Origin of the sequence: Streptomyces sp. NBC_01439 (genome assembly GCF_036227605.1) — a bacterium.
In the GTDB taxonomy this organism is placed as follows: domain Bacteria; phylum Actinomycetota; class Actinomycetes; order Streptomycetales; family Streptomycetaceae; genus Streptomyces.
The window spans coordinates 5,248,549-5,269,469 of record NZ_CP109487.1 but is presented as its reverse complement, the minus strand read 5'-3'; the positions used below and the strand labels follow the sequence as shown (position 1 = coordinate 5,269,469).

The window sequence follows — 20,921 nt, the reverse complement described above, 5'->3', positions numbered from 1 at the left end:
GGCCCGGAAGCGGAGGATCCGCACGAGGGCATCCGGACGAGGGCATCCCGGCCGCGGACCACGGCGAGCCCCAATGCGCCGTTGACGCGCCGGTAGCGCTGGGCATGAATGAGGGCGAGGGCGGTCGTCGTACGAAGTCCCGTATGCCACGGGGCCCCGCCCCTGCGAGGAGGAACCATGCCCGATTCCCCCGTCCCCATCACCCCGGAGCACGAACAGCCGTCGAAGCCGGAGCCGCTGCGGCTACCGCTGCTCGCGGCCTGCGGGTGCGGCTCCGGCTGCGGCTGCGGCTGCCAGTCCGGCGCCCCCTGCCAGTGCGGCGGCTGACCGCCTCCACCGGCTCACGCGCACGACGGGCCCCGTCCGACCTCCCTCGGCCGGGGCCCTTCGCATGCGCGGGTGTGCAACCGTCGCGCGTACCTACCCGTCCTACGCATTGAACGCGTTCGAATCGATCTTGGGGGTAGCGTGCCGCGGAAGACAAAATGGATGATCGCCCTGGCGGTCCTCTTCGTGGCCGTGGTGGAGGTGCCCGCCCTGGTCTGGTTCTGCGGGTTCTTCTACGCGTTTCAGCACGCGGGCCAGTGGGAGGAGCGCGCCATGGAGTGCGGGAAGGCCATGACGGCGATGGGCTGGGAGCTGCCGCCCGGGGCGGAGCGGCAGCAATGCCTGGAGATCGACGACCCGATCTTCCCCAGCCAGTGGTCGGGAACGTTCCGCATGCCCCGCGCGGAGGTCCGGGGCTGGCTCGACACCCACCCGAAGGATTCCCCCTCCCAGCCGGACCCGCGCGGCGTGTTCGAGTACAACGGCGGACTCCACCTCAACATCAGTTACCCGAAGGCGCCCAACTTCGGGAACGGCGACATCGACAAGATCGTGGTGGAGGTCGCCTGGGAGGGCGAGGACAGCGCCGCGGTCACGTTCAAGACCTACCCCGGCTAGGCCGTCTCCGGGCCGGCCACCGCGGCCAGCTGACCACCCCCTGAGCCAGCCCCGCCGGACGGCGGGTCGACAAGTCCCGGGGCACGACCTACGGACGACGGGGAGTCCGGGTCGCTCACCCGTCTGAGGGAGGCAGATCGTGCGGGCGGCCGACGCCACCGCCCGGCGGTCGGTGCGACGTTTCAGAGCATGACGACTGCTCAACGGACGACGAAGGCGCTGCGGCGCGCCCGGTGGCAGCGATGGCCGCATTGGGTGGCCCGGGCAACGGTGTTGTGGGCCGTGTCGTACGCCGGCTTCGGCCTGGTGTGCGCACTGAACGGAACCTCCTTGCTCCACCACGGCGGCGGCTCGGTGACCTCCGGACCGGGTTGGGCGGTCGTGGGAGTGGGTGCGCTGGGGGCGTCGGTCAGCGGAGCGGTGGTGCTGCGCGGGCTGCGGCCAGCGCTACGGGTGCTGCTCTGGGTGGTCTGCGGGCTGGCCGGGATGACCGCGTTCAGCCTGCTGATGGATGTGATCACGCTGGTGCTCGGTCAGGGAGTGGACAGCTGGGCCTCCACCGCGAACAAGGTCCTCGCAGCGGTAGGGGCGGTCCTGCTCGCCGCCACCGCCCGGTCCGGCCGCCGCCGGCCCGCCGGTAGCGCCGTACGAGCGCCCTCCGCCGCCCCGCGACTCATCCAGCTCGGTGCCTGGGCGGGGACGCTGGCCTTCGTCCCGTACGCGGCGATGAAGCTGGTCTGGGCGTCCGGGGGGACGTTCGCGGGGATCACCGGCGAGGAGGTGCTCGTGGTCTCGGAGCGCAACGGCGCCTCGGAGGTCTTCCTCACCCTGGAGTCGTGGGGGCTGGACCCCACCGCACTGCTGGCCGTGCTCGGCGTCTTCCTGCTGTGGGGCCTGGTCCGCCCGTGGGGGCAGGTCTTCCCCCGCTGGACGCCGTTCCTGCGCGGCCGACGGGTACCGCGCTGGCTCCCGCTCGCCCCGGCTCTGCTCGGCGCCGCCACGCTCGCCCCGTACGGCGTCGCGGGGGTCGGATACCTGGCCCTGGCCACGGCCGGCGCAGTGACGATGCGGCGCGGTGACTTCCACTCCGCGGGCGACGCGCTGCTGGTCGGCTGGATCGGGATGGTCGCCTTCGCCGTCTACGGGATCGCCCTGACCCTCGCGGCCCGCTCGTACTGGCTCCGAACGCGTCCGACCCACTGACCCTGACGGCCGACGGCCGACAGCCGACAGCCGGCCCCAGGGCAACAAGAAGCCCCCCATCTGCGGAGAACCAGCAGGTGAGGGGCTTCTTCGTGGGGAAGGGTTACTTCTTGCCCTGGGTCTGGCGGGCCCGTTTTTCTGCCCTGGTCAGAGGCCCGCGCACCCCGCCTGACCTGCTGCCGAGTGGTCATCGTTGGTCGTTGTCCGTCGCCCCAGGTCACCCTCGCAGGGCCCACAGAGGGCCCAGGAACGGGGCCCCGGCCAGTGCTGTCGCTTGTCTTGTCGCTTGTCGCTTGTCGTCCTTTTTCCCAGGTCACGGTTGAGCGGCATGGCACCAGACAGCAGTTGGGGCTTAAGGCGACAAGCGACAAGCGACAAGCGACAAGGACGGGAAGAACCACCCTCCGGGCGGCGGCCCATCGACGCCCCGGCCGGCGCGACTTTCACACTCTGGCCTTCCAAATAGGAGCACTTCAGAGGGGTGAGCTTGGGGATTGCCGTTTCCCCACCGCGCCGCCGCGGTGGTGGAACGATGTCGGTATGAGTCGAACCCAGGGCTTCACATCGTGGTTGAAGACGCACGCGAAGGATCAGAGCGCGATCGGTGACTTGGCGCGTGATGTCGCTGCCGATCCCGCCTGGCCAAGTCGGCGGCAGCTCAGCGGCCAACGGGAGTATCTGGAGGAGCGGGGCGCGATCCCGGCTGCGGTGGAGACCCTGGAACGCGCGTGGGAGCTCTACGAGGCTCAGCAGGAGCGGTGACGCACAAGCAAGAGGAGCACCCCCGGCGTCGGCGGAGGTGCTCCTCTTGCCTGTGGCTGCGGGAAGTCGCGGCCAACCTGGGCGCCTACTGGGTAGTGGGTAGTGGGGTCCCCAGTAGAAACGGGCTGTTGAAGGCCCCCACAAGCTCTAGTGGGGGCCTACTGGGTAGTGGGGCGGGCACCCCACTACCCAGTAGAAGAGCCGCGTGGGAGGGGGCCTTCCAAGAGGGCGGGTGGGGGCGCCCGCGCCCTTGGAAGGCCTCTCCAGTCGCAGGCAACGACGGCTCTTCAGAGAAGACGGCCGCAGCCACCTGAAGAGCCGTCGGCACCACGGGAGACATGCAGCTCTTAGCCTTGGGTACCTGCCGTCCTAGAGAGTTGAGGGAAGACAGTGTCCGCAGCGTCCGCTGGACGCTCTCGCTCTACTCTGACCTGCACGAATCGTGCGGACGCTAAGAGAATTGGCTAGCGTCCGACAGTGTCCGCAGCGTCCGCAGCACTCACCCCCGACTAAGAGCATCACCGCAGGTCAAAGCTGCCCCGAGGGAAAGCCCCTGCGGACGCTACGCCACCCACTCGGCGCGGCAGCGAGACGAAGAGGCCACCAAGGCGCGGCCAGGTGGTCTCTTCCACACGGCTGCCAGCGGGCGACGGCAGGGAGATCAAAACGGTCAAACACATCGGACGCGGTTACCGGTTACCGGTTACCGGTTACAGGCCGACGACACCGCCCCTCCCCGCCCTGAACAGCGCGAACCGGCGTCCACGCGACCTGTAACCGGTAACCGGTAACCGCCCCACGGCGCATCGAAAGGGGGCTCGGCGTCACGGGCGTCACGGTAGCCGTGACGCCAGAGTCACGCAGGTCCAGGGCACCGAGGCCAGCCAGGCCGTCACGCGCCACGAGGCGTGACGCGGGGCGTCACACCCATGACGTCCTGCCAGTCGCCCACACGGCCATGCCCCACTGAGCGGCGAGCGCGAGCGCAGCGAGCTGCCAGGAGTCGGCGGCCGAAGGCCGCTCCTTCTAGCTCCTTCTCTCGCTCGCAGAGCCCTGGAAACAGGTGCTAGGTCTAGCAACAGGTGGCGCTAGGTCTAGCACCAGTCCTAGCAACTTGGAGGGCCTCTGGCCTGGGAACTAGCGACTAGCAAGGGATAGGCGAAACCCCGGCATCCGACCGGAAATCGGGGCTTCGGGGCTCATCACAACGCGCTAGCCGGGCAGGAAACCAGGTTTCTCCTGTCCCAGCGTCCGCGGGTTGGCGAGGTCGCCCTGCGCAGCCTCTTCCAGCGCCTTCAACAAGGGGCCAGCGTCTCCCCGATAGACGAGGTGGGGCTCGTCTGGCTGCGGCGCCACGAAGCGCGCGCGGTAGCGGGTCAGATCGCTCTCGGAGAAGTAGATCGAGTTCGGATCCGCTTCGTGCCTAGCGTTCCGCCTACTCACGCGCTCCCAGAGCTCCTCGTGACTTGCCTCCAGGTACACCAGCACCGAGGCAGCGCCGGCATCCGTCGCAGCACCGTGCCACCGAGCGCGGTCATCCGGGGTCCAGAAGCCGTGGTCGACCACCACGTTGTCCCCGGCGCGGAGGTGCGCCTGAAGCTCTACCGAGATCTCTTCGAGGATCGGGCGCTCAAGGGTCGGGAAGGTGCCTCGGGGGAAATCCACGCCGTACACGCCGTGCCGACGGAACATCTCCTCATCAGGGCAGAGCCTGACGAAGCCGCGGTCCGTCAGCGCGCGGGACAGGGTGGTCTTCCCTGAGCCCGGCAGTCCAGCCATCAGCACGCAGAGCGGCCGGACCGCCCCGTCGGCGGCCGTCACTGGGTAACTTCCGATTCCGTCTGCCAGGTCCGTCCCGGGCTGCCGAGGTCGACTCCGTACTCCACGACGTCGCCCGCGCTGTTGACGAACTTGGCCATCATCACGACTACCGGCTCACGCGGGGGCTTGGCGCTGTCCAGCTCCAGGAGTTCCGCGTCCTCCGACGTCAGCAGCCGCGCCGCAACGGTGTCAATTCGGTGGGTGATCGGCTTGCCGGTGATCTGCGCGATGAGCTGGAGCGACGTTCCGCCGGTCAGCCGCTCGCTCATCGCAAGCTGCGGAATCGCCTTCCCGAACTGAGCAGGGATCCATGACGTCGAGTGGGCGACGATGCCGTGCCGGTCGCGATAGACACGGCGCCGCCGGATCACCTCCGAGCCGGGCTTGATGTCCAGCGCCTGAGCGACGTCCGCCGGCGCCGACACCACCGATGCTTCGTGGGAGTCGGACCGTTCTCCGGCCCCCCAGCTCGACCCGCTGTGGCGTCCCCGGTCCTGGCGCTGAGAGCCTGAGGACATCGGCGCGGGACGGTCCAAGACCTCGGTGCCGATTCCGTGGATGCCCCTGACGAGCCCGTCGCTGCGCAGCTTCCTCAGCGCCTTCTCGGCGGTCGCCGAGCTGACGCTCCACTCCTGCGCGAGGTTCTTGATACTCGGCAGCAGTTCGCCCGGCTGGAGCTGCCCCGATGCGATCAGCTCCGTGTAGTGGGCGGCGATCTGCGCGTACGGCGCCCGGTTGTCGGCCTGGTCCGGCATCCCGTCAACTCCCCTGTCTCAATGGGCTACTTCCCTAGCGTACCGCTTGACACCCTAGGGTGCCCTAGGGAACCTTAGGGATGTGCCCGCCGATCGATCCGATCGGAGGCCGCAAGGCCCTGTCATGGGGTGCTGTTGGATGCAAAATCCCTGGCCAGAGGCCCAGGGCGAAGCAGGGAGCGGCTCCCTACCGCCAAGCAGTCAGCCGCTCCCCGACCCTTGAAGGGGTAGACCCATCATGCCTGGAACTGTCGCAAAGCGTAGGAGTCGGATCTCTGGAACTGCCACGGGCAACGGCCCCGGGGGGCGACGCTTGGAGAACGGCGAGATCATTCCGCTGACGGCCGAGCAGTCCGACCGGCTGGCCGTGTTGTTCGATGCCTACGGGGACCGCTTGGTGCGGTTCGCCTACTCCCGGCTGTGCGGTACCCGGATGGGGAACGGCGAGGCATGGGCACTGGCAGAGGACGTCGTTCAGTCCATGTGGGTGCGGGTGGCCCGCAGCGGAGCGACGGATGTGCTGGGGCACCCGGAGTGGTCCGAGACGGAGATCCGCAAGGTCCTGTTCGTCCGGGTGAAGCGCGAGATTGCGGAGCACTTCGCGCTGATGCGGTCCTCGGAGACGGTGGTGGACTGGACGGAGCCCGCCACGTGCAACACGCTGTGCCCGCTGCTGCCCAACCAGTGTGCCTGGGTTGACCTGCCGGATTACCTGGCCAGGATGGTGGCCGCGCTTCCGGAGCGAGAGCGGGAAGCGCTGCTGCTGAAGCTGGACGGCATGCCCCACACGGCGATGGGCGAGCGTCTGGGGTGCAGCGCGTCCACCGCTGACCGGCTCGCGAAAACGGCGATCCTGCTGCTTCAGATCGACAACCCCGAGCTGTCCTGCTCCCCGGTGGACATGGAGTCACTGCCGGAGTGGGAGCAGCGCGCGCTGGCGGCACGAAGCGCGGCGCAGCGGGAGGTTCTCCTGCGACTGGACGACGTGGCCCGGGGTGCGCTGCTCCTGAGCCCGGAGGTGCCCACGCGGGACATCGCCAAGAGGCTGGGGGTCAGCCGGGAGCGGGTCATGGGAGCGACCGTGTGCGCCCCCGTGCTGCGCGCTCTGGGTGCCGCGGACATGGAGCGGGCGGCATGAGGAAAGGGCATCCGCTCAACTCCGCACGCCGACGGCAACGCAAGGAACAGCTGGCCCGCCGCGACGGGCAGCGGTGCGCCTACTGCGCGCGCCCGTTCGCCTCGCTGCGGGAGGCGACGCTTGATCACGTCGTGCCGGTGTCGGTGCTACGGACGTGGTCGGCCGGCCACCTCGTGCTGGCCTGCCCGCCGTGCAATCACGCCAAGGCCGACCGCTTCCCCCTGCTGATCGCGCTGCTGCTGATCGGGGCGGTGGACGGGGTGGACGCCCCGGCCGTCCACCCCGGCGTCCACCCGGCTTCCACCCTCGCCCAGTCGACCCCATCGGATGGGGAGAGTCCGCTGGTCGAGTCGGGTGGAAGTCGGGTGGATCGGGTCGATGTTCACCGCTCGACCGAGGTGTTCACGCTGGGCGTTTTGCGGGTCCTGGCGCGGCTGGCTCTGGCCCGGCAGTCGGCCGACCGGACGGCCGTCGAGTCGGGTGGACGGTCGGGTGTTCACCAGCGCGTTCACCGCGTTCACGAGGACCACCGCAAGGCCGTCCACCCCAGGTCACGAGCCGATCGATCGACCCGCACCCGACTGTGCTCCGACCCCCACGGCCCCGCCCACACCCCGCGAAAGGAGTCTGCGTGAACACCACGGTGAACACCGTGAACGGCCACGCCAAGACCACCGATCCCCAGCCCCCGACCGTCCCGCGAAAGGCCAACCGATCGACCCCGACCGACCGGGGAGCCGGGGAGGGGAAGAAGCCTTCGGCAGCGTCCAGGCTCGTCGCTCTGGCTCGGGAGGGGTATACGTTCGTCACCTCGACCGACGGCCGCCCGTACGCGGTCGCGATCGACGGGCCGAACATCGCCCTCCCCCTGCGCGGCCGGGCCGGACTGCGTCAGCGTCTCGCCCGCAAGTACGCCGACACCTACGACGGCGACGTGGCCTCACAGTCCGCGCTGGCGGACGCCATGATGGTCCTGGAGGGAGTCGCCGAGAAGGACGACCCCGCGCCGGTGGACTTGCGGGTGGGAGGCGGCCCGAACGGCATCGTCGTGGACCTGGGCAGCGCGGACGGCCGGGCGGTGACCGTGTCGGCCGGCGGCTGGCACATCGTGGACCGCTCCCCGATCCTGTTCCGCCGATCCGGCGCCATGGCGCCCATGCCCGCCCCGGTCCTGGACGGCGACGGCCTGGCCAAGCTCCACGCCCTGCTGAACATGGACGCACCCACCTTCCACCAGCTCGTCGGCTGGCTCATCGCCGCGTGGATCCCCTACATCCCGCACCCGGTGATCACCTTCAAGGGCGAGCAGGGCACGGGGAAGTCGAAGACGGCGCAGATGGTCGTCAACCTCATCGACCCTTCCCCCGCCAGCAAGCGGAGCCAGCCCCGGGACGTCAAGGCGTGGTCGGCTCAGGCCTTCAACTCCTGGGCCCTGTGCCTGGACAACATCAGCACCATCCCACCCTGGCTCTCCGACACCCTGTGCAAGGCCGTCACCGGCGACGGGATCGTGGACCGCGCGCTCTACACCGACGACGACGTGGTCGTGCTCTCCTTCCGGCGAGTCCTCGCCATGACCACCATCGACGCCGGAGCCCTGGCCGGGGACCTCGCAGAGCGGCTCCTCATGCTCGACTTGCAGCTCATCGAAGAAGACCAACGCCGCACCGAAGAGGAACTCGACACCGCCTTCGAGGCAGTCCGACCCGCCGTCTTGGGCGCCCTGTTCGACCTCCTGGCGGCCGTCCTCGCCGTCCTGCCCGGAATCAAGTTGGACTCCATGCCCCGCATGGCCGACTTCGCCCGGGTCCTCGCGGCCGTCGACCAGGTCCAGGAGTGGCACACCCTGGATTCCTACCTCGCCACATCCGCGAACGTCGCCGGGGACGCGCTCGAAGGCGACCCCTTCGGCACAGCCGTGGCCACCCTCGTGGAGGAGTGCGGGACCTGGAGCGGCACCGCCGCCCAACTCCTGGAACAGCTCCCGCTCCCCGGAGGGTTCCGGCCGCAGGGCTGGCCCAAGGACGCCACCCGGGCAAGCGGGCGCATCAAACGGCTCGCCCCGCTCCTGCGGTCGATCGGGGTGGCCGTGGACGACACGCAACGTAGCCAGGACCGGCACCGCCACCGCCTACTCGTCCTCTCCCGCATCGACCCCACCCCACCCGCAGCGTCCACACGCCCGCAAGACCCGCTCTGGCCCGAAGTGGCATCACTCGGGCAAGGCCGCACCACCCCTGAGCAGCACTGACACCGCCGGATCACCACCGGACCGGGCCGCGCACCAGCGGCCCGGGCACGTCAGCCCCTGCGGACGCTAGCCCCGCCGGCGTCCGCAGCGTCCACACCAGCGTCCACACCGCAAACCGGGTCCGACCTGCGCGGATAGAGACCCTTCGGACGCTGGGGCGCTATGGACGCTGCGATGCAGCAACTCTCCAGGACCGCGACCGCACCGACCCTCAGCACCCCCGCCACGGACACGAGGAGTCACCCCGCCCATGCCCGCCAACAGCCCGGACAACGACCCCCGCGCGATCCTCCGCGCCGGACTCCCCGACCGGTACCTGACCCCCGAAGACCTCGCCTCCATGCTCGTCGTCCCCATCGAGACCATCTACGGCTGGCGCAAGAAGCGCACCGGCCCGCCCGGATTCCGCGTCGGCCGGCACATCCGCTACGACCCCGCCGCCGTCCACGCCTGGATCCGCGAACAGGCCACCCGCGACGCCGCCTGACGAACCCCCGGCATCCTCCACGCAGAGCTACTGCCTACTGCCTACTGCCCACCGGGCACTAGGCAGTAGAACCCCTCCAGCAGCCACCCCACCGCCCCTGAACAGGCCCATAGGCAGTAGGCAGTAGGCACTAGCCGGTGGGCAGTAGGCAGTAGCTCCCCGTCACAGCGTCCGAGAGCGGGCCGCAGGTAGAGCTACCCCTTTGCCCCGGTAGCGGGGGCGGTAGCGCCCCTGACCAGCCCGGTAGCGCCGGTAAAGGGGTCCCGCCCCCACCCCTCGAAAACCCAGGGAAGCACCAGGGAGGCAGGGAGAACTCCCTGACCGCCTCCCTGGACCGCCTCCCTCCACCTGAGCTGCGCAGACAGCCCCTCAGGGAGGCAGGGAGGCACCCCACCGACCAGCCCCCAGAACCCCCGCAGAGAGCCCGCCGGACACCCCCGTCCGGCCTCCCTGGCACACCCAACCGAGAGGACTCAGCCCCATGGCTGGCCACATCCAAGACCGTTGGTTCAAGACAGAGACCAACGACAACGGCAAGACCGTCCGCACCAAGACGGCTCGCCACGGCACCGGCATGCGCTACAGGGCGCGCTACTTCGCACCTGACGGCAAGCAGAAGTCCAAGTCCTTCGAGGACGGGCAGAAGCGCCTGGCCGAGCAGTGGCTCAGCTCCATCCGCGCCGACGTGGCGCGCGGCCAGTACATCGACCCGAGCGCGGCCCGGACGTCCTTCAAGGAGTTCGCGGAAAAGTGGCTCGCGAGCCAGAGCGGCGACCCGAACACCCGAGCGTCGATGACGTCTCAGCTCAAGCTCCACGCCTTCCCACGCATCGGGGACCGTCCGCTGGGCTCCTTCCAGCCGAGCCACATCCGCGAGTTCGTGACGCAGCTCGAAGCCTCCGGCATGTCCGGCTCGTACGCCCGCGTCATCTTCTCCAATGTGCGCGCCGTCCTCAGCGCTGCCGTCGAGGATGGCTGCCTGCCCCGGAACCCCTGCAACTCGCGCACGGTGGCGCTCCCGGAGATGGGCGCGCGACGCGTGGTCCCCTGGCAGCCGGAACGGGTCTTCGCCATGCGAGGCGCCCTGGTCGAGCGGTTCCAACCCATGGTGGATGTGGGCGCCGGCTGCGGACTGCGGCAGGGCGAGATCCTGGGGCTGTCCGTGGAGGAACTCGACTTCGACAACGGGACGCTTCACGTCGTCCACCAGCTCAAGCAGAGCCTGAGCGTCCCCGTGTTCGCTCCGCCGAAGGGCGGCAAGCTACGCGACGTGCCGCTTCCCGAGCCCGTGGCGGACGCGCTCAAGGCGCACATGAAGCTCTTCCCGCCCGTGGAGATCACGCTGCCGTGGATGCGCGCCGGCGGCCAGCCCGTCACGAAGCGCCTGATCTTCACCGGCCCGCAGGGCGGGCACCTGTGGCGCACGTCGGTGAACGAGGACCACTGGAAGCCCGCGCTCGCCAAGGTCGGGGTCATCCCCGCAGCTAAGAGCCGTGAGCACGCCTCCGCGCGGGAGCACGGCATGCACGCGCTGAGGCACTTCTACGCGTCCGTGCTGCTGGACGTGGGAGAAAGCATCAAGGCCGTGAGCGAGTACCTGGGGCACTCGGATCCCGGGCTCACCCTGAAGGTCTACGCCCACCTGATGCCGAGCAGCCGGGATCGCGCTCGCGAGGCTCTCGGCAGGGCTCTGCGGCCGGACGGTCCCCCACGCTGAGGGCCCACAGAGGGCCCAGGGCAAACGAATGCCCCTGATCTACGTCGTCTGCGCAGGTCAGGGGCATGATCGTTTTTCCTACTTCTTCTTGCCCTGGTTCTTGACGGCCTCGATGGCGGCCGCCGCGGCGTCCGGGTCGAGGTAGGTGCCGCCCGGGTTCAGGGGCTTGAAGTCGGCGTCCAGTTCGTAGACGAGCGGGATGCCGGTCGGGATGTTCAGGCCCGTGATGTCGGCGTCGGAGATGCCGTCGAGGTGCTTGACCAGACCGCGCAGGGAGTTGCCGTGCGCAGCGACCAGGACCGTGCGGCCGGCCAGCAGGTCCGGGACGATGCCGTCGTACCAGTACGGCAGCATGCGCTCGACAACGTCCTTGAGGCACTCCGTGCGCGGGCGCAGCTCGTTCGGGATCGACGCGTAGCGCGGGTCCGCGGACTGCGAGAACTCCGTGCCGTCCTCGAGGACCGGCGGCGGGGTGTCGTACGAGCGGCGCCACAGCATGAACTGCTCCTCGCCGAACTCGGCGAGGGTCTGCGCCTTGTCCTTGCCCTGGAGCGCACCGTAGTGGCGCTCGTTCAGGCGCCAGGAACGGTGCACCGGAATCCAGTGGCGGTCGGCGGCCTCCAGCGCGAGCTGCGCCGTGCGGATGGCGCGCTTCTGGAGGGAGGTGTGCAGCACGTCGGGCAGCAGGCCGGCGTCCTTGAGCAGCTCACCGCCCCGGACCGCCTCCTTCTCGCCCTTCTCGGTGAGGTTGACGTCCACCCAGCCGGTGAACAGGTTCTTCGCGTTCCAGTCGCTCTCGCCGTGGCGGAGGAGGATCAGCTTGTACGGTGCGTCGGCCATGCGTACGAGCCTAGTGGACGCCCGGGGACGCTCGCGCGCGGTGCCGGGTCCCGCCGGATTGACGGTGCGCGTCAATCGAGTGGCGCCCGGACGCCCGCCGCTCGTAATGTGCACGCCGTACAAGTGATACTTACACCGCCGGGGGGATCCGTCATGTCCGCTGCCCGTTTGGCACAGGTTGTCCGGGAGAGCGTGTCCGGGCTTCCCCGGGCGTTCTGGTGGCTCTGGGCGAGCACCCTGGTGAACCGGCTCGGGTCCTTCGTCGTCACCTTCATGGCCCTGTACCTCACCCTGGACCGCGGCTATTCGGCCTCCTTCGCGGGACTCGTGGTCGCCCTCCACGGACTCGGCGGTGTCGTCTCCTCGCTCGTCGCGGGCGTGATGACCGACCGGCTCGGGCGCCGGCCCACGCTGCTGGCGGCCCAGGCCTCGACCGCCTTCTCGGTGGCGCTGCTCGGTTTCATGGAGCACCCGGCGGCGATCGCGGCCGTGGCCCTGCTGGTCGGCATGACCTCGAACGCCTCCCGCCCGGCGGTCGCGGCGATGATGGCGGACATCGTCCGCCCCGAGGACCGCGTACGGGCCTTCGCGCTCAACTACTGGGCCCTCAACCTCGGCTTCGCCGTCAGTGCCACGACCGCCGGGTTGATCGCGGAGTACAGCTACCTCGCCGGCTTCCTCGGCGAGGCCGCCCTGACGCTGGTCTGCGCGGTGCTGGTCTTCGTCAAGCTGCCCGAGTCGCGGCCGGACCGGCCCGCCCGGCCGAAGGACGCGTCGGCCGCCGGCGAGGAGCCCGCGATCAGTCTCGGGACCGTGCTGCGGGACGGGCGGTTCATGGGCGTCGTCGGGCTGTCGTTCCTGATCTCACTGATCTTCACGCAGGGCTCGGTGGGTCTGCCGGTCGCAATGGGTTCCGCGGGCTTCTCGCCCAGGGACTTCGGGCTGGTCCTCGCCGTGAACGGGCTGCTGATCGTGCTACTGCAGATCCCGGTCACGGCGTTCATCGAGCGGCGCGACCCGCAGAAGCTGCTGGTGATCTCGGCGCTGCTGGCCGGGTACGGGTTCGCGCTGACGGCCTTCGCCGGGCCGCTGTGGACGTACGCGCTGACGGTGTGCGTGTGGACGCTGGCCGAGATCGTGAACTCGCCGACCCAGATGGGCCTGGTCGTACGGCTCTCTCCGGTCCACGGGCGCGGCCGCTACCAGGGCGTCTACAACCTGTCCTGGGCGGTGGCCGCGCTGGTCGCGCCGCTGATGGCGGGTTTCCTGATCGACCGGTTCGGGTCCGACTGGCTGTGGGGGGCCACCGCCGTCCTCGGCACGGTCGCCGCGGCCGGCTACTGGCTGCTGATGCGGGGCCTCTCCGAGGGCGACAGGGGGACGACCCCGGCGGCAGCGGCCGACGGCGCCACCGCCCCGACGGACGAAGCGCTCCCCGCGGCCCCCGCGGCCCCCGCGCCGGCCACGGACACCGTCCCGGCAAGCTGACCCGCCCGGCCCGGGCGCGGGGCGGGCGCGGGGCGGGGCGGGCGCGTCAGGACAGGTGGCCGAAGATCGCGGCCAGCAGGACCCCGGCCGCGAGGAAGAGGACCGTCAGCACCGCCATGGCCGTCTTCTGCTCCGCCGTCACCTCCGCCTCCGGCACGGCCATGCCGGAGGCGTCCGCGTGGGCGGCGGCGGCCGGGAGCGGCTCGCCACCCTCCCCCAGCGCCCGTACCGTCCCCATCCCGTGCTTGAGGTGGTTGGCGACCAGCCACACGTTGACCGGGTACGCGAAGGCCAGGCCGGCCAGCACCGCCAGCGAGAACGTCGCCCAGAAGCGCACGTCGCCGGCGTCCCGCGCCCCCGGCACCTGGCTGCGCACGATCACGTTCACCGCAACCATGGCGCCCATCACGCAGTTCATCGAGAGCCACTCCGCGTACACCGTCGAGCGGACGGCCCGCACGTAGCTGCCGCCGAGCATGTCGCGCATGAACAGGGCCTGGAAGACCAGCAGCCCGAAGCCGAAGCCCACCGCGTACTCGAACAGGGCGTCGGCCCACGGCGGGAGGCCGAGCAGCGAGGCGACGACGGCCGCGACCATGATGCCGGTCGCGTCTCCGGCCACGCAGTGGATGGTCGAGCCGAGCGCCTGCTTCCACAGCGGCGCCACGAACCGCTCGTGGGTCCCCGGCCGCGGCTCCTTGCAGGACAGCACGTAGAGCGCGGCGCCGACCGGGCCGATGTAGAGGGTCACCAGCACCCAGCCCCACTTCATCACCGTGAGTTCGGGGTTCTTGGTGAACGCGTCGTGGGCGACGTAGCCGGTGGACAGGAGGGCCAGGGCGAACCAGGCGTACATGAGTGCTTCGGCTGTGGTCCCGCTCATCCCGCCACGGTGCGGGCGTCCGGGCCCGGCCTTCGGGGCCGACACGCCTTCGCGCACCGTTCGGTGCCGCGTGTCAGCCGATCGGAGTGCCGGGACCGTCGGCCGGTTCGCCCGGTCGGCCCGGTTCGCCCTGCGGGCGCGTCAGGTGCTTGAACGCGTCGAGGTTGAAGGTCGGCTCGCCGCGCGCGACCCGCCATTCGTACTCGCGCCGGATCGCGCTCGCGAAGCCCAGCTCCAGCAGCGTGTTGAAGGAGCCGTCCGCCGCTTCCAGGACCGTGCCGAGCAGCCGGTCCAGTTCCTCCGGGTCGACGACCGACAGCGGGAGCCGGGCCGTCAGGTAGATGTCGCCGAGCCGGTCCACCGCGTACGCCATGCCGTACAGCTTGAGGTTGCGCTCCAGCAGCCAGCGGTGGACGCCCGCCTCGTTCTCGTCGGGGTGGCGGATCACGAAGGCATTGACCGACAGGGAGTGCCGGCCGACCTTGAGCGAGCAGGTGGTGCTCAGCTTGCGGGTGCCGGGGAGCTGGACGACGTAGGACCCCGGCTCGGGGCTCTCCCAGCTCAGCTCCGCGCCGGTGAGCGCGCTCTCGATGATCTCGGCGGTGTCAGCCATGGTGGGAGCGTACGCGACGGCGATGATCATGCATGGCCGCGGTGTAGACGTCGGCCGTGCCGCTCGCCGCCGTGTCCCAGCCGAAGAACTGCGCGTGGCGCGCCGCCTGCGCGCCCATCCGGTCCGCGAGCGCCGGCTCGTCCACGAAGCGCCGCAGCTCCCGCGCGTAGTCCACCGGGTCGTGCCCGGGTACGAGGATCCCCGTGACCCCGTCGTTGACGGCGACGGGCAGCCCGCCGACCTCGGCGGCGAGCACCGGCGTACCGGCGGCCTGGGCCTCTATCGCGACGAGCCCGAAGGACTCGCTGTAGGAGGGCATGACCAGCACGGACGCCGCCCGGAACCAGTCCGCGAGGCCGTCCTGGGCGACCGGCGGGTGGAAGTGCACGAGGTCGGCGATGCCGAGCTTCGCGGCGAGCTTGTGCAGGCCTTCCGGCTTGGCGAGGCCGCTGCCGCTGGGCCCGCCGACGACGGGGACGAAGAGGCGGCGGCGCAGCGAGGGGTCCTGGTCGACCATGACGGCGACGGCGCGCAGCAGGATGTCGGGGGCCTTCAGCGGCTGGATCCGGCCGGCGAAGAGGGGGATGACGGCGTCCCGCGGGAGGCCGAGGCGGGCGCGGGCGGCGGACCGGCCGTCGCCGACGGTGAACCGGTCGAGGTTGACTCCGGGGTGGACGACGGCCACCTTGGCGGGGTCGGCCTCGTAGTGCCGGACGAGCTCGTCGGCCTCCTCCGCGGTGTTCGCGATGAGCCGGTCGGCGGCGGCCACGATCTGCGTCTCCCCTATGACGCGGGCGGCGGGCTCGGGCGCGTCCCCCTCGGCCAGTGCCGCGTTCTTGACCTTCGCCATGGTGTGCATGGCGTGCACGAGCGGGACGCCCCAGCGCTGCGCGGCGAGCCAGCCCACGTGGCCGGAGAGCCAGTAGTGGGAGTGGACGAGGTCGTAGTAGCCGGGTCGGTGACCGGCCCAGGCCTGCATGACGCCGTGGGTGAAGGCGCACAGCTGGGCCGGGAGCTCTTCCTTGGCGAGGCCTTCGTAGGGGCCCGCGTCCACGTGCCGTACGAGGACGCCGGGCGCCAGCTCGACCGCCGGGGGCAGCCCGCCGGTGGTGGCCCGGGTGAAGATCTCCACCTCGATGTTGATCGCGGCGAGCCGCTTGGCCAGCTCGACGATGTAGACGTTCATGCCGCCGGCGTCGCCGGTACCGGGCTGGTGCAGCGGTGAGGTGTGCACGCTGAGCATGGCCACGCGGCGCGGCTTGCGGTGGTGGCCGACGGCGGGAAGGCGCAGGCGGGGCGGCTCGTGGCGGGTGGCACGGGCGGCGGCGAGGCGGCCACTGAGGCGGGACACGTACTGGCTCAAGGGACCAGTCCTCTCGGCTCGGACGGGGCACGCACGACGCTCGGACGGCATGACGGACCGCATGCCGGACGGCATGACGGCGAGGGCGCGGAAGACGCCCTGCAAGGAGTGCAACCCGGATGGCCGTCCCGCGCATTCCGGGGTGTCCGGTTTTCCTGCAGGTTTCCTCTTCTTCAGTGGTGCGTACCGGGATTTTCCTGGTGCGCGGGCCCTCCGCTTACCCTCGGCTCATGGCCTCCCGCAGTACCCCGCCCTCCAGCCGCGCGCCCGGCCGCCCCGTGGGCTCGGTGACGCGCGGCACGACCAATCCGAACCGGTTGCGCCGGATGGACCGCTGGATCGCAGCCACCCACGGGGCGGCGCTGCGGCGTGCGGAGGCCCCGGTCGCGGTGGACCTGGGCTACGGGGCCGCGCCCTGGACGGCGGTCGAGCTGCTGGCGCGGCTGCGGGACGCGGCGCCACGGGTGCGGGTGGTCGGCATCGAGATCGAGCCGGCGCGGGTGGCGGGTGCGAAGCCGTACGAGCGGGAGGGGCTGAGCTTCCGGCACGGTGGTTTCGAGGTGCCGCTGGACGGCGGGGCCCGCCCGGCGCTGATCCGCGCGGCGAACGTATTGCGCCAGTACGACGAGGAGCAGGTCGCCGAGGTCTGGGCGCGGCTGTGCGGGCGGCTGGCCCCGGACGGGCTGCTGGTTGAGGGGACCTGCGACGAGATCGGGCGGCGGCACGTGTGGGTGGCGCTGGGGCCGGAGGGGGCGCGCACGGTGACGTTCGCGACCCGGCTGGGCTCCCTGGAGCGCCCCTCCGACCTGGCGGAACGGCTGCCCAAGGCGCTGATCCACCGGAACGTGCCGGGCGAGCCGGTGCACGCGTTCCTGCGCGACTTCGACCGGGCGTGGGCGGCGGCGGCCCCGTACGCCGCGTACGGGGCGCGGCAGCGCTGGATCCGGACGGCGCGGGCGCTGGCCGGCGACTGGCCGCTGGTGGACGGTCCCCGGCGGTGGCGGCAGGGGGAACTGACCCTGCCCTGGGAGGCGTTGCGCCCAGTGGGGTGAATGCGACGTGCGGGGGAACCGGGGGCGGGGGCGTGCCGTTGAACCGTGTGGGGCCGGGAAGGTCGTCCGTTGGGGCGGACAAGATCAGATCGCCATCCACAAGGGTGTTGGAATTCATCGACTCGTGGCACCATCCCGATGGCAGCGATAAGTTACTGATGAATAGTCAGATCTGATGCGAGGTCTGGCTCGGGTGCCTGGGGGGACCATGGGAGCCGTAAGGCGACGGCGAGGCGCAAGCTCTCTCGTGCTGCTGTGCACGATGGCGATACTGACGGCGCCGGGCCTCGCCACGGGGATGGCGCACGCGGCACCGGTGGCCCCGGCAGCCCCGGCCGCGCCCCTCCCCGAACCGGGCGGCAAGTCCCTGGAACAGGTCCGCAAGGAGATCGAGGAGCTGTACCGGCAGGCGGGTACCGCCACGGACGCCTACAACCTCGCCGAGGCCGAGACCAAGGCCCAGTCGAACAAGATCGTCGAGATCGCCAACGCCGTCGTCGCCGGCAAGGAGAAGATCGCCACCCTGAAGAACCGGGCGGGCGCCGCCGCACGCGCCCAGTACCGCGCGGGTGGAATGCCGCCGGGCGCGCAGCTGGCGCTGAGCGACGACCCGAACCACTACCTCGACGGGGCGGGTCGGCTGCGCCAGGGCGAGAAGGCCACCTCGGGCATGCTCTCCGAACTGGACCGGACCCAGGCCGACTTGCAGCGCTACGCCGAGGAGGCGAGCGAGCGCTGGGCCACCCTGGAGGCCAACCGGGTCAAGTCGGAGGACTCCAAGAAGCAGATCGAGGAGAAGATCAAGGCTGCGGAGGAGCTGGAGAGCAAGCTGGAGGCCGAGGAGAAGGCCCGGCTGATCCAGCTGGAGCAGGAAGCCCAGTACAAGGCCCAGACGGCGTGGTTGTCGACGGGCGCGATGAAGGACGTCAAGGGCACGGCCACGGATGCGGGCAAGCGGGCCGTGCAGTTTGCCACCGCCCAGATCGGCAAGCCGTACAAGTGGGGCGCCGTGGGTCCGGCGTCCTTCGACTGCTCCGGGCTGACCTCCCAGGCCTGGCTGGCGGCGGGCCGCGGCATCCCGCGCACCTCGCAGGAGCAGCTGCGGCTGCTGCCGAAGGTCGCGCTGAAGGACATGCGCCCGGGCGACCTGATCATCTACTTCGACGACGCGACCCACGTCGGCATGTACGTCGGCGACGGCGCGATGGTCCACGCCCCGCGCCCCGGCCGGAACGTGACGCTGGCGGGCGCGGGCTCAATGCCGATCAAGGCAGTGGTCCGCCCCGACGCGTAGCCCCTGCGGGGTCGCTCGGCAACGGATCCGGGGCTCGGCGGTGCCGGTGCCGGACCCGCTGCCGGTTCCCGGTCGGGGTCGGGGTCGGAACGGCAGTGCCGGCTCGGCGGCGAAGCACGGCAGCACGGGCCCGGCGGTGCCGGACCCGGTGCCGGTACCCGGTCGGGGTCGGAACGGGCCGGACCGGGGCGAAACGGGCCGGACCGGACCGGGGCGGCCGATCGTGTGACGCAGGCAACCCGGCGGGGCCCGGACACGTCTCGCTGAACGGGACGGAACGCGGCCCCGCCGTGACCTTTGTCATCCAGTGAGGCCGATTTTCCCCCGCGATAGGCGCATTTGACGGAGGCCCTCACCAAGAGCGGCATTCCGTTCGCCGGGCCGGGACCGCTAGGGTCTGCCGGACGAGCGCACCCTCGGGGGGAGGGAAGGAACCGGAGACGATGCCCGTACCCGTACCGCGGCAGAGGGACACCTCGGCCACGGAGAGCGGTCTGGCCGTTCTGCACACCGCCGCCCCGGCCGTAGCCGCCACGGGCGTCGCTCAGGCGACCCCTCTCGCGACCCCTCACACCACCCCGCTGACCCTCCTGGTCATCGAGGACGACCCGGCCGGCAGCCTCACCGTCCCCGAGATCCTCGACGCGGACGGCCACCGCATCCGGCTCCGCACCGCCCGCAACCTCACCGAGGCCGAGCGGCTGCTCACGCCCGACGTGCACTGCATCCTCCTCGACCTGTCCCTCCCGGACGCCAGTGCCCGTACGCCGGGAGCTGCGGCGGGCGGATCGGCCACCGGCACCGCCAACGGGACCGCCAACGGCACCGCCACCGGAACTGCCGCCGGCACCGCCATCGCCGTCGACGAGCTGATCGCCCTCCGTCAGGTGCTGCGCATCGCCCCGCGCCACGCCGTCCTCGTCCTCACCGACGAGGACGATGCCGAGCGCGCCGCAGAGGCCGTCCGGGTCGGCGCACAGGACTTCCTCTTCCGGGACGAGCTGGACGGCCGGCTGCTGAGCCGCGCCATCCGCTACGCCGTGGAGAGAAAGCGGGCGGACATCGCCCAGTACAAGCTCGCAGAATCGAAACTGCGCGCCCAGGAGAACGCCCGCCTGGAACGCGGCCTGCTGCCCACGCCCCTCCTGGAGGGCTCCGACCTCCGCTTCGCCGCCCGGTACCGCCCCGGCCGCAGCCGGGCCCTACTCGGCGGTGACTTCTACGACACCGTCCGCACCCCCGACGGCACCGTCCACGCCATGATCGGCGACGTCTGCGGCCACGGCCCCGACGAGGCCGCGCTCGGCGTCGAGCTCCGCATCGCCTGGCGCGCCCTGACCCTGGCCGGTCTCTGCGGCGACGACCTGTTGGCCACCCTCCAGGAGGTCCTGGAGGTGGAGCGGCCGTGCGAGGAGATATTCGCGACGCTGTGCACGGTCGACATCGCCCCGGACGGACGCCGCGCCGGTCTGTGCCTGGCCGGCCATCCGGCCCCGCTGATCTCCCGGCCGGGCCGCCGCGCGCGGCTGCTCCCGTACGAGAACAGCGGCCCCGCCCTCGGGCTGCTGCCCCGGGCCCGCTGGCCGCGCCGCCAGGTGGAGCTCGGCGGCACATGGAGCCTGATGCTCTACACCGACGGCCTGATCGAGGGCCACATCGGCAAGGGCAAGGAGCGTCTGGGCCAGGACGGCATGGTCGACATGATCAACCGCCACCTGGACCGCGGTCTGAGCGGCGAGGGCCTGCTGGAAGCCTCCGTCACCGAGGCCCGCCGGCTCAACGGCGGCGAGCTGACCGACGACGTGGCCGTGGTCCTGCTCTCCCGCGCCGAGGGCTGAGCCCGCCGCGCTCCGGCGCCACGGCTCGGGGTCCCCGGCCGCCGCCGGGCGCAGCAGCGGCTACCGTCCGCCGTTGTAGGGCCCGTACGGCCCGTCGCTGCTGCTGCCGCCGCGCCGGCCGCCGCCACCGCCCGAGACCTGCTTGAGGGCCGGCCGCACGTCGACGAAGAACACGATGGTCGCGACGAGACCGGCGATCTGCAGGAACAGCATCCCCAGGAAGAAGTCCACGGCCACGGTGACGCCGAGGATGACCAGCCAGAAGGTCTTGCTCTGCTTGTCGGCCGCCCGGTACGCGTCCTCCCGCGCCACCAGGGCGAGCACGAAGGCCACGACGGCGAGCACCAGCATGACGAGCCCCAGGAACGGGATCACGCCTCGATCGAACCCTTCCATCAACATCGCTTCGACCGCCTTCTCAGCTTCTGCTTCGCACTTCCGATGCCGCCCGACTCCACGCTACCGGCACGG

At 70.9% G+C, this 20,921-nt stretch carries 20 protein-coding genes; 13 read left to right on the top strand and 7 right to left on the bottom strand.

The genetic code is table 11. The features are described from left to right. Positions 1–177: 177 nt before the first annotated feature. The 4 genes from OG207_RS23720 (at position 178) to OG207_RS23705 (ending at position 2,910) form a co-directional block, all read left to right on the top strand. Positions 178–327, top strand: a complete 150-nt coding sequence (locus tag OG207_RS23720; RefSeq protein WP_329100589.1) for a hypothetical protein — start codon at positions 178–180, stop codon at positions 325–327. A 162-nt stretch (positions 328–489) separates the two neighbouring features. Continuing rightward, positions 490–945: a hypothetical protein gene (locus OG207_RS23715; RefSeq protein ID WP_329100587.1), complete on the top strand. Its 456-nt coding sequence runs from the start codon at positions 490–492 to the stop codon at positions 943–945. Positions 946–1,134: 189 nt separating this feature from the next. Further along, the gene (locus OG207_RS23710; RefSeq protein WP_329100586.1) at positions 1,135–2,148 is read left to right on the top strand and encodes a hypothetical protein; all 1,014 of its coding nucleotides are present in this window, start codon (positions 1,135–1,137) and stop codon (positions 2,146–2,148) included. Positions 2,149–2,688: 540 nt separating this feature from the next. Further along, positions 2,689–2,910, top strand: coding sequence for a YozE family protein (locus tag OG207_RS23705; protein ID WP_329100584.1), 222 nt, complete (start codon positions 2,689–2,691; stop codon positions 2,908–2,910). Between the two features lie 1,212 nt (positions 2,911–4,122). Here OG207_RS23705 and OG207_RS23700 read toward each other — a convergent pair. Together OG207_RS23700 and OG207_RS23695 are read right to left on the bottom strand one after the other, a co-directional pair. Next, the gene (locus tag OG207_RS23700) at positions 4,123–4,731 is read right to left on the bottom strand and encodes an AAA family ATPase (RefSeq protein WP_329100582.1); all 609 of its coding nucleotides are present in this window, start codon (positions 4,729–4,731) and stop codon (positions 4,123–4,125) included. Continuing rightward, complete coding sequence (locus OG207_RS23695) at positions 4,728–5,486, bottom strand: GntR family transcriptional regulator (RefSeq protein ID WP_329100580.1); 759 nt, start codon at positions 5,484–5,486, stop codon at positions 4,728–4,730. The genes OG207_RS23700 and OG207_RS23695 overlap by 4 nt, the downstream gene beginning before the upstream one ends. 313 nt (positions 5,487–5,799) lie before the next feature. Between OG207_RS23695 and OG207_RS23690 the strand changes: the two genes are divergently transcribed. From OG207_RS23690 to OG207_RS23670, 5 genes are all read left to right on the top strand, one after another. Beyond that, positions 5,800–6,624, top strand: coding sequence for a sigma-70 family RNA polymerase sigma factor (locus OG207_RS23690; protein WP_329100578.1), 825 nt, complete (start codon positions 5,800–5,802; stop codon positions 6,622–6,624). After that, a complete protein-coding gene (locus OG207_RS23685) occupies positions 6,621–7,259 on the top strand; it encodes an HNH endonuclease (protein WP_329100576.1) in 639 nt (212 codons plus the stop codon). Before OG207_RS23690 ends, OG207_RS23685 begins: the two co-directional genes overlap by 4 nt. Continuing rightward, entirely contained in the window at positions 7,256–8,875 is a 1,620-nt protein-coding gene (locus tag OG207_RS23680; RefSeq protein WP_329100574.1) for an ATP-binding protein, read from the top strand. The genes OG207_RS23685 and OG207_RS23680 overlap by 4 nt, the downstream gene beginning before the upstream one ends. Before the next feature lie 250 nt (positions 8,876–9,125). Next, complete coding sequence (locus OG207_RS23675; protein WP_329100572.1) at positions 9,126–9,362, top strand: helix-turn-helix domain-containing protein; 237 nt, start codon at positions 9,126–9,128, stop codon at positions 9,360–9,362. A 481-nt stretch (positions 9,363–9,843) separates the two neighbouring features. Further along, positions 9,844–11,079 carry a tyrosine-type recombinase/integrase gene (locus OG207_RS23670; protein WP_329100570.1) on the top strand — a complete coding sequence of 412 codons (1,236 nt, stop codon included), beginning with the start codon at positions 9,844–9,846 and terminating at the stop codon, positions 11,077–11,079. Between the two features lie 78 nt (positions 11,080–11,157). On the opposite strand, the gene OG207_RS23665 is transcribed toward OG207_RS23670, so the two are convergent. Beyond that, complete coding sequence (locus OG207_RS23665; protein ID WP_030728436.1) at positions 11,158–11,919, bottom strand: phosphoglyceromutase; 762 nt, start codon at positions 11,917–11,919, stop codon at positions 11,158–11,160. Positions 11,920–12,072: 153 nt separating this feature from the next. Between OG207_RS23665 and OG207_RS23660 the strand changes: the two genes are divergently transcribed. Continuing rightward, the gene (locus OG207_RS23660; protein WP_329100568.1) at positions 12,073–13,407 is read left to right on the top strand and encodes an MDR family MFS transporter; all 1,335 of its coding nucleotides are present in this window, start codon (positions 12,073–12,075) and stop codon (positions 13,405–13,407) included. Positions 13,408–13,453: 46 nt separating this feature from the next. Here the strand turns inward: OG207_RS23660 and OG207_RS23655 are convergent, their stop codons facing one another. The 3 genes from OG207_RS23655 to mshA form a co-directional block, all read right to left on the bottom strand. Beyond that, positions 13,454–14,290: a DUF4396 domain-containing protein gene (locus tag OG207_RS23655; RefSeq protein ID WP_329100565.1), complete on the bottom strand. Its 837-nt coding sequence runs from the start codon at positions 14,288–14,290 to the stop codon at positions 13,454–13,456. A gap of 73 nt (positions 14,291–14,363) precedes the next feature. Continuing rightward, on the bottom strand, positions 14,364–14,903 hold the full coding sequence (locus OG207_RS23650; protein ID WP_329100563.1) for a YbjN domain-containing protein: 540 nt from the start codon (positions 14,901–14,903) through the stop codon (positions 14,364–14,366). Further along, positions 14,896–16,266, bottom strand: coding sequence for a D-inositol-3-phosphate glycosyltransferase (gene mshA / locus OG207_RS23645; RefSeq protein WP_329100561.1), 1,371 nt, complete (start codon positions 16,264–16,266; stop codon positions 14,896–14,898). The genes OG207_RS23650 and mshA overlap by 8 nt, the downstream gene beginning before the upstream one ends. A gap of 230 nt (positions 16,267–16,496) precedes the next feature. Here mshA and OG207_RS23640 point away from each other — a divergent pair, with 230 nt between their 5' ends. From OG207_RS23640 to OG207_RS23630, 3 genes are all read left to right on the top strand, one after another. Beyond that, on the top strand, positions 16,497–17,318 hold the full coding sequence (locus OG207_RS23640; protein ID WP_202200937.1) for a class I SAM-dependent methyltransferase: 822 nt from the start codon (positions 16,497–16,499) through the stop codon (positions 17,316–17,318). Positions 17,319–17,493: 175 nt separating this feature from the next. Next, positions 17,494–18,612 (top strand): NlpC/P60 family protein, encoded by a 1,119-nt coding sequence (locus tag OG207_RS23635; protein WP_443072727.1) that lies wholly within the window; start codon positions 17,494–17,496, stop codon positions 18,610–18,612. Between the two features lie 443 nt (positions 18,613–19,055). Beyond that, a complete protein-coding gene (locus tag OG207_RS23630; RefSeq protein WP_329100556.1) occupies positions 19,056–20,450 on the top strand; it encodes a PP2C family protein-serine/threonine phosphatase in 1,395 nt (464 codons plus the stop codon). Between the two features lie 60 nt (positions 20,451–20,510). Here the strand turns inward: OG207_RS23630 and OG207_RS23625 are convergent, their stop codons facing one another. Further along, complete coding sequence (locus OG207_RS23625; RefSeq protein WP_329100554.1) at positions 20,511–20,852, bottom strand: DUF2516 family protein; 342 nt, start codon at positions 20,850–20,852, stop codon at positions 20,511–20,513. Between the last annotated feature and the right edge of the window lie 69 nt (positions 20,853–20,921).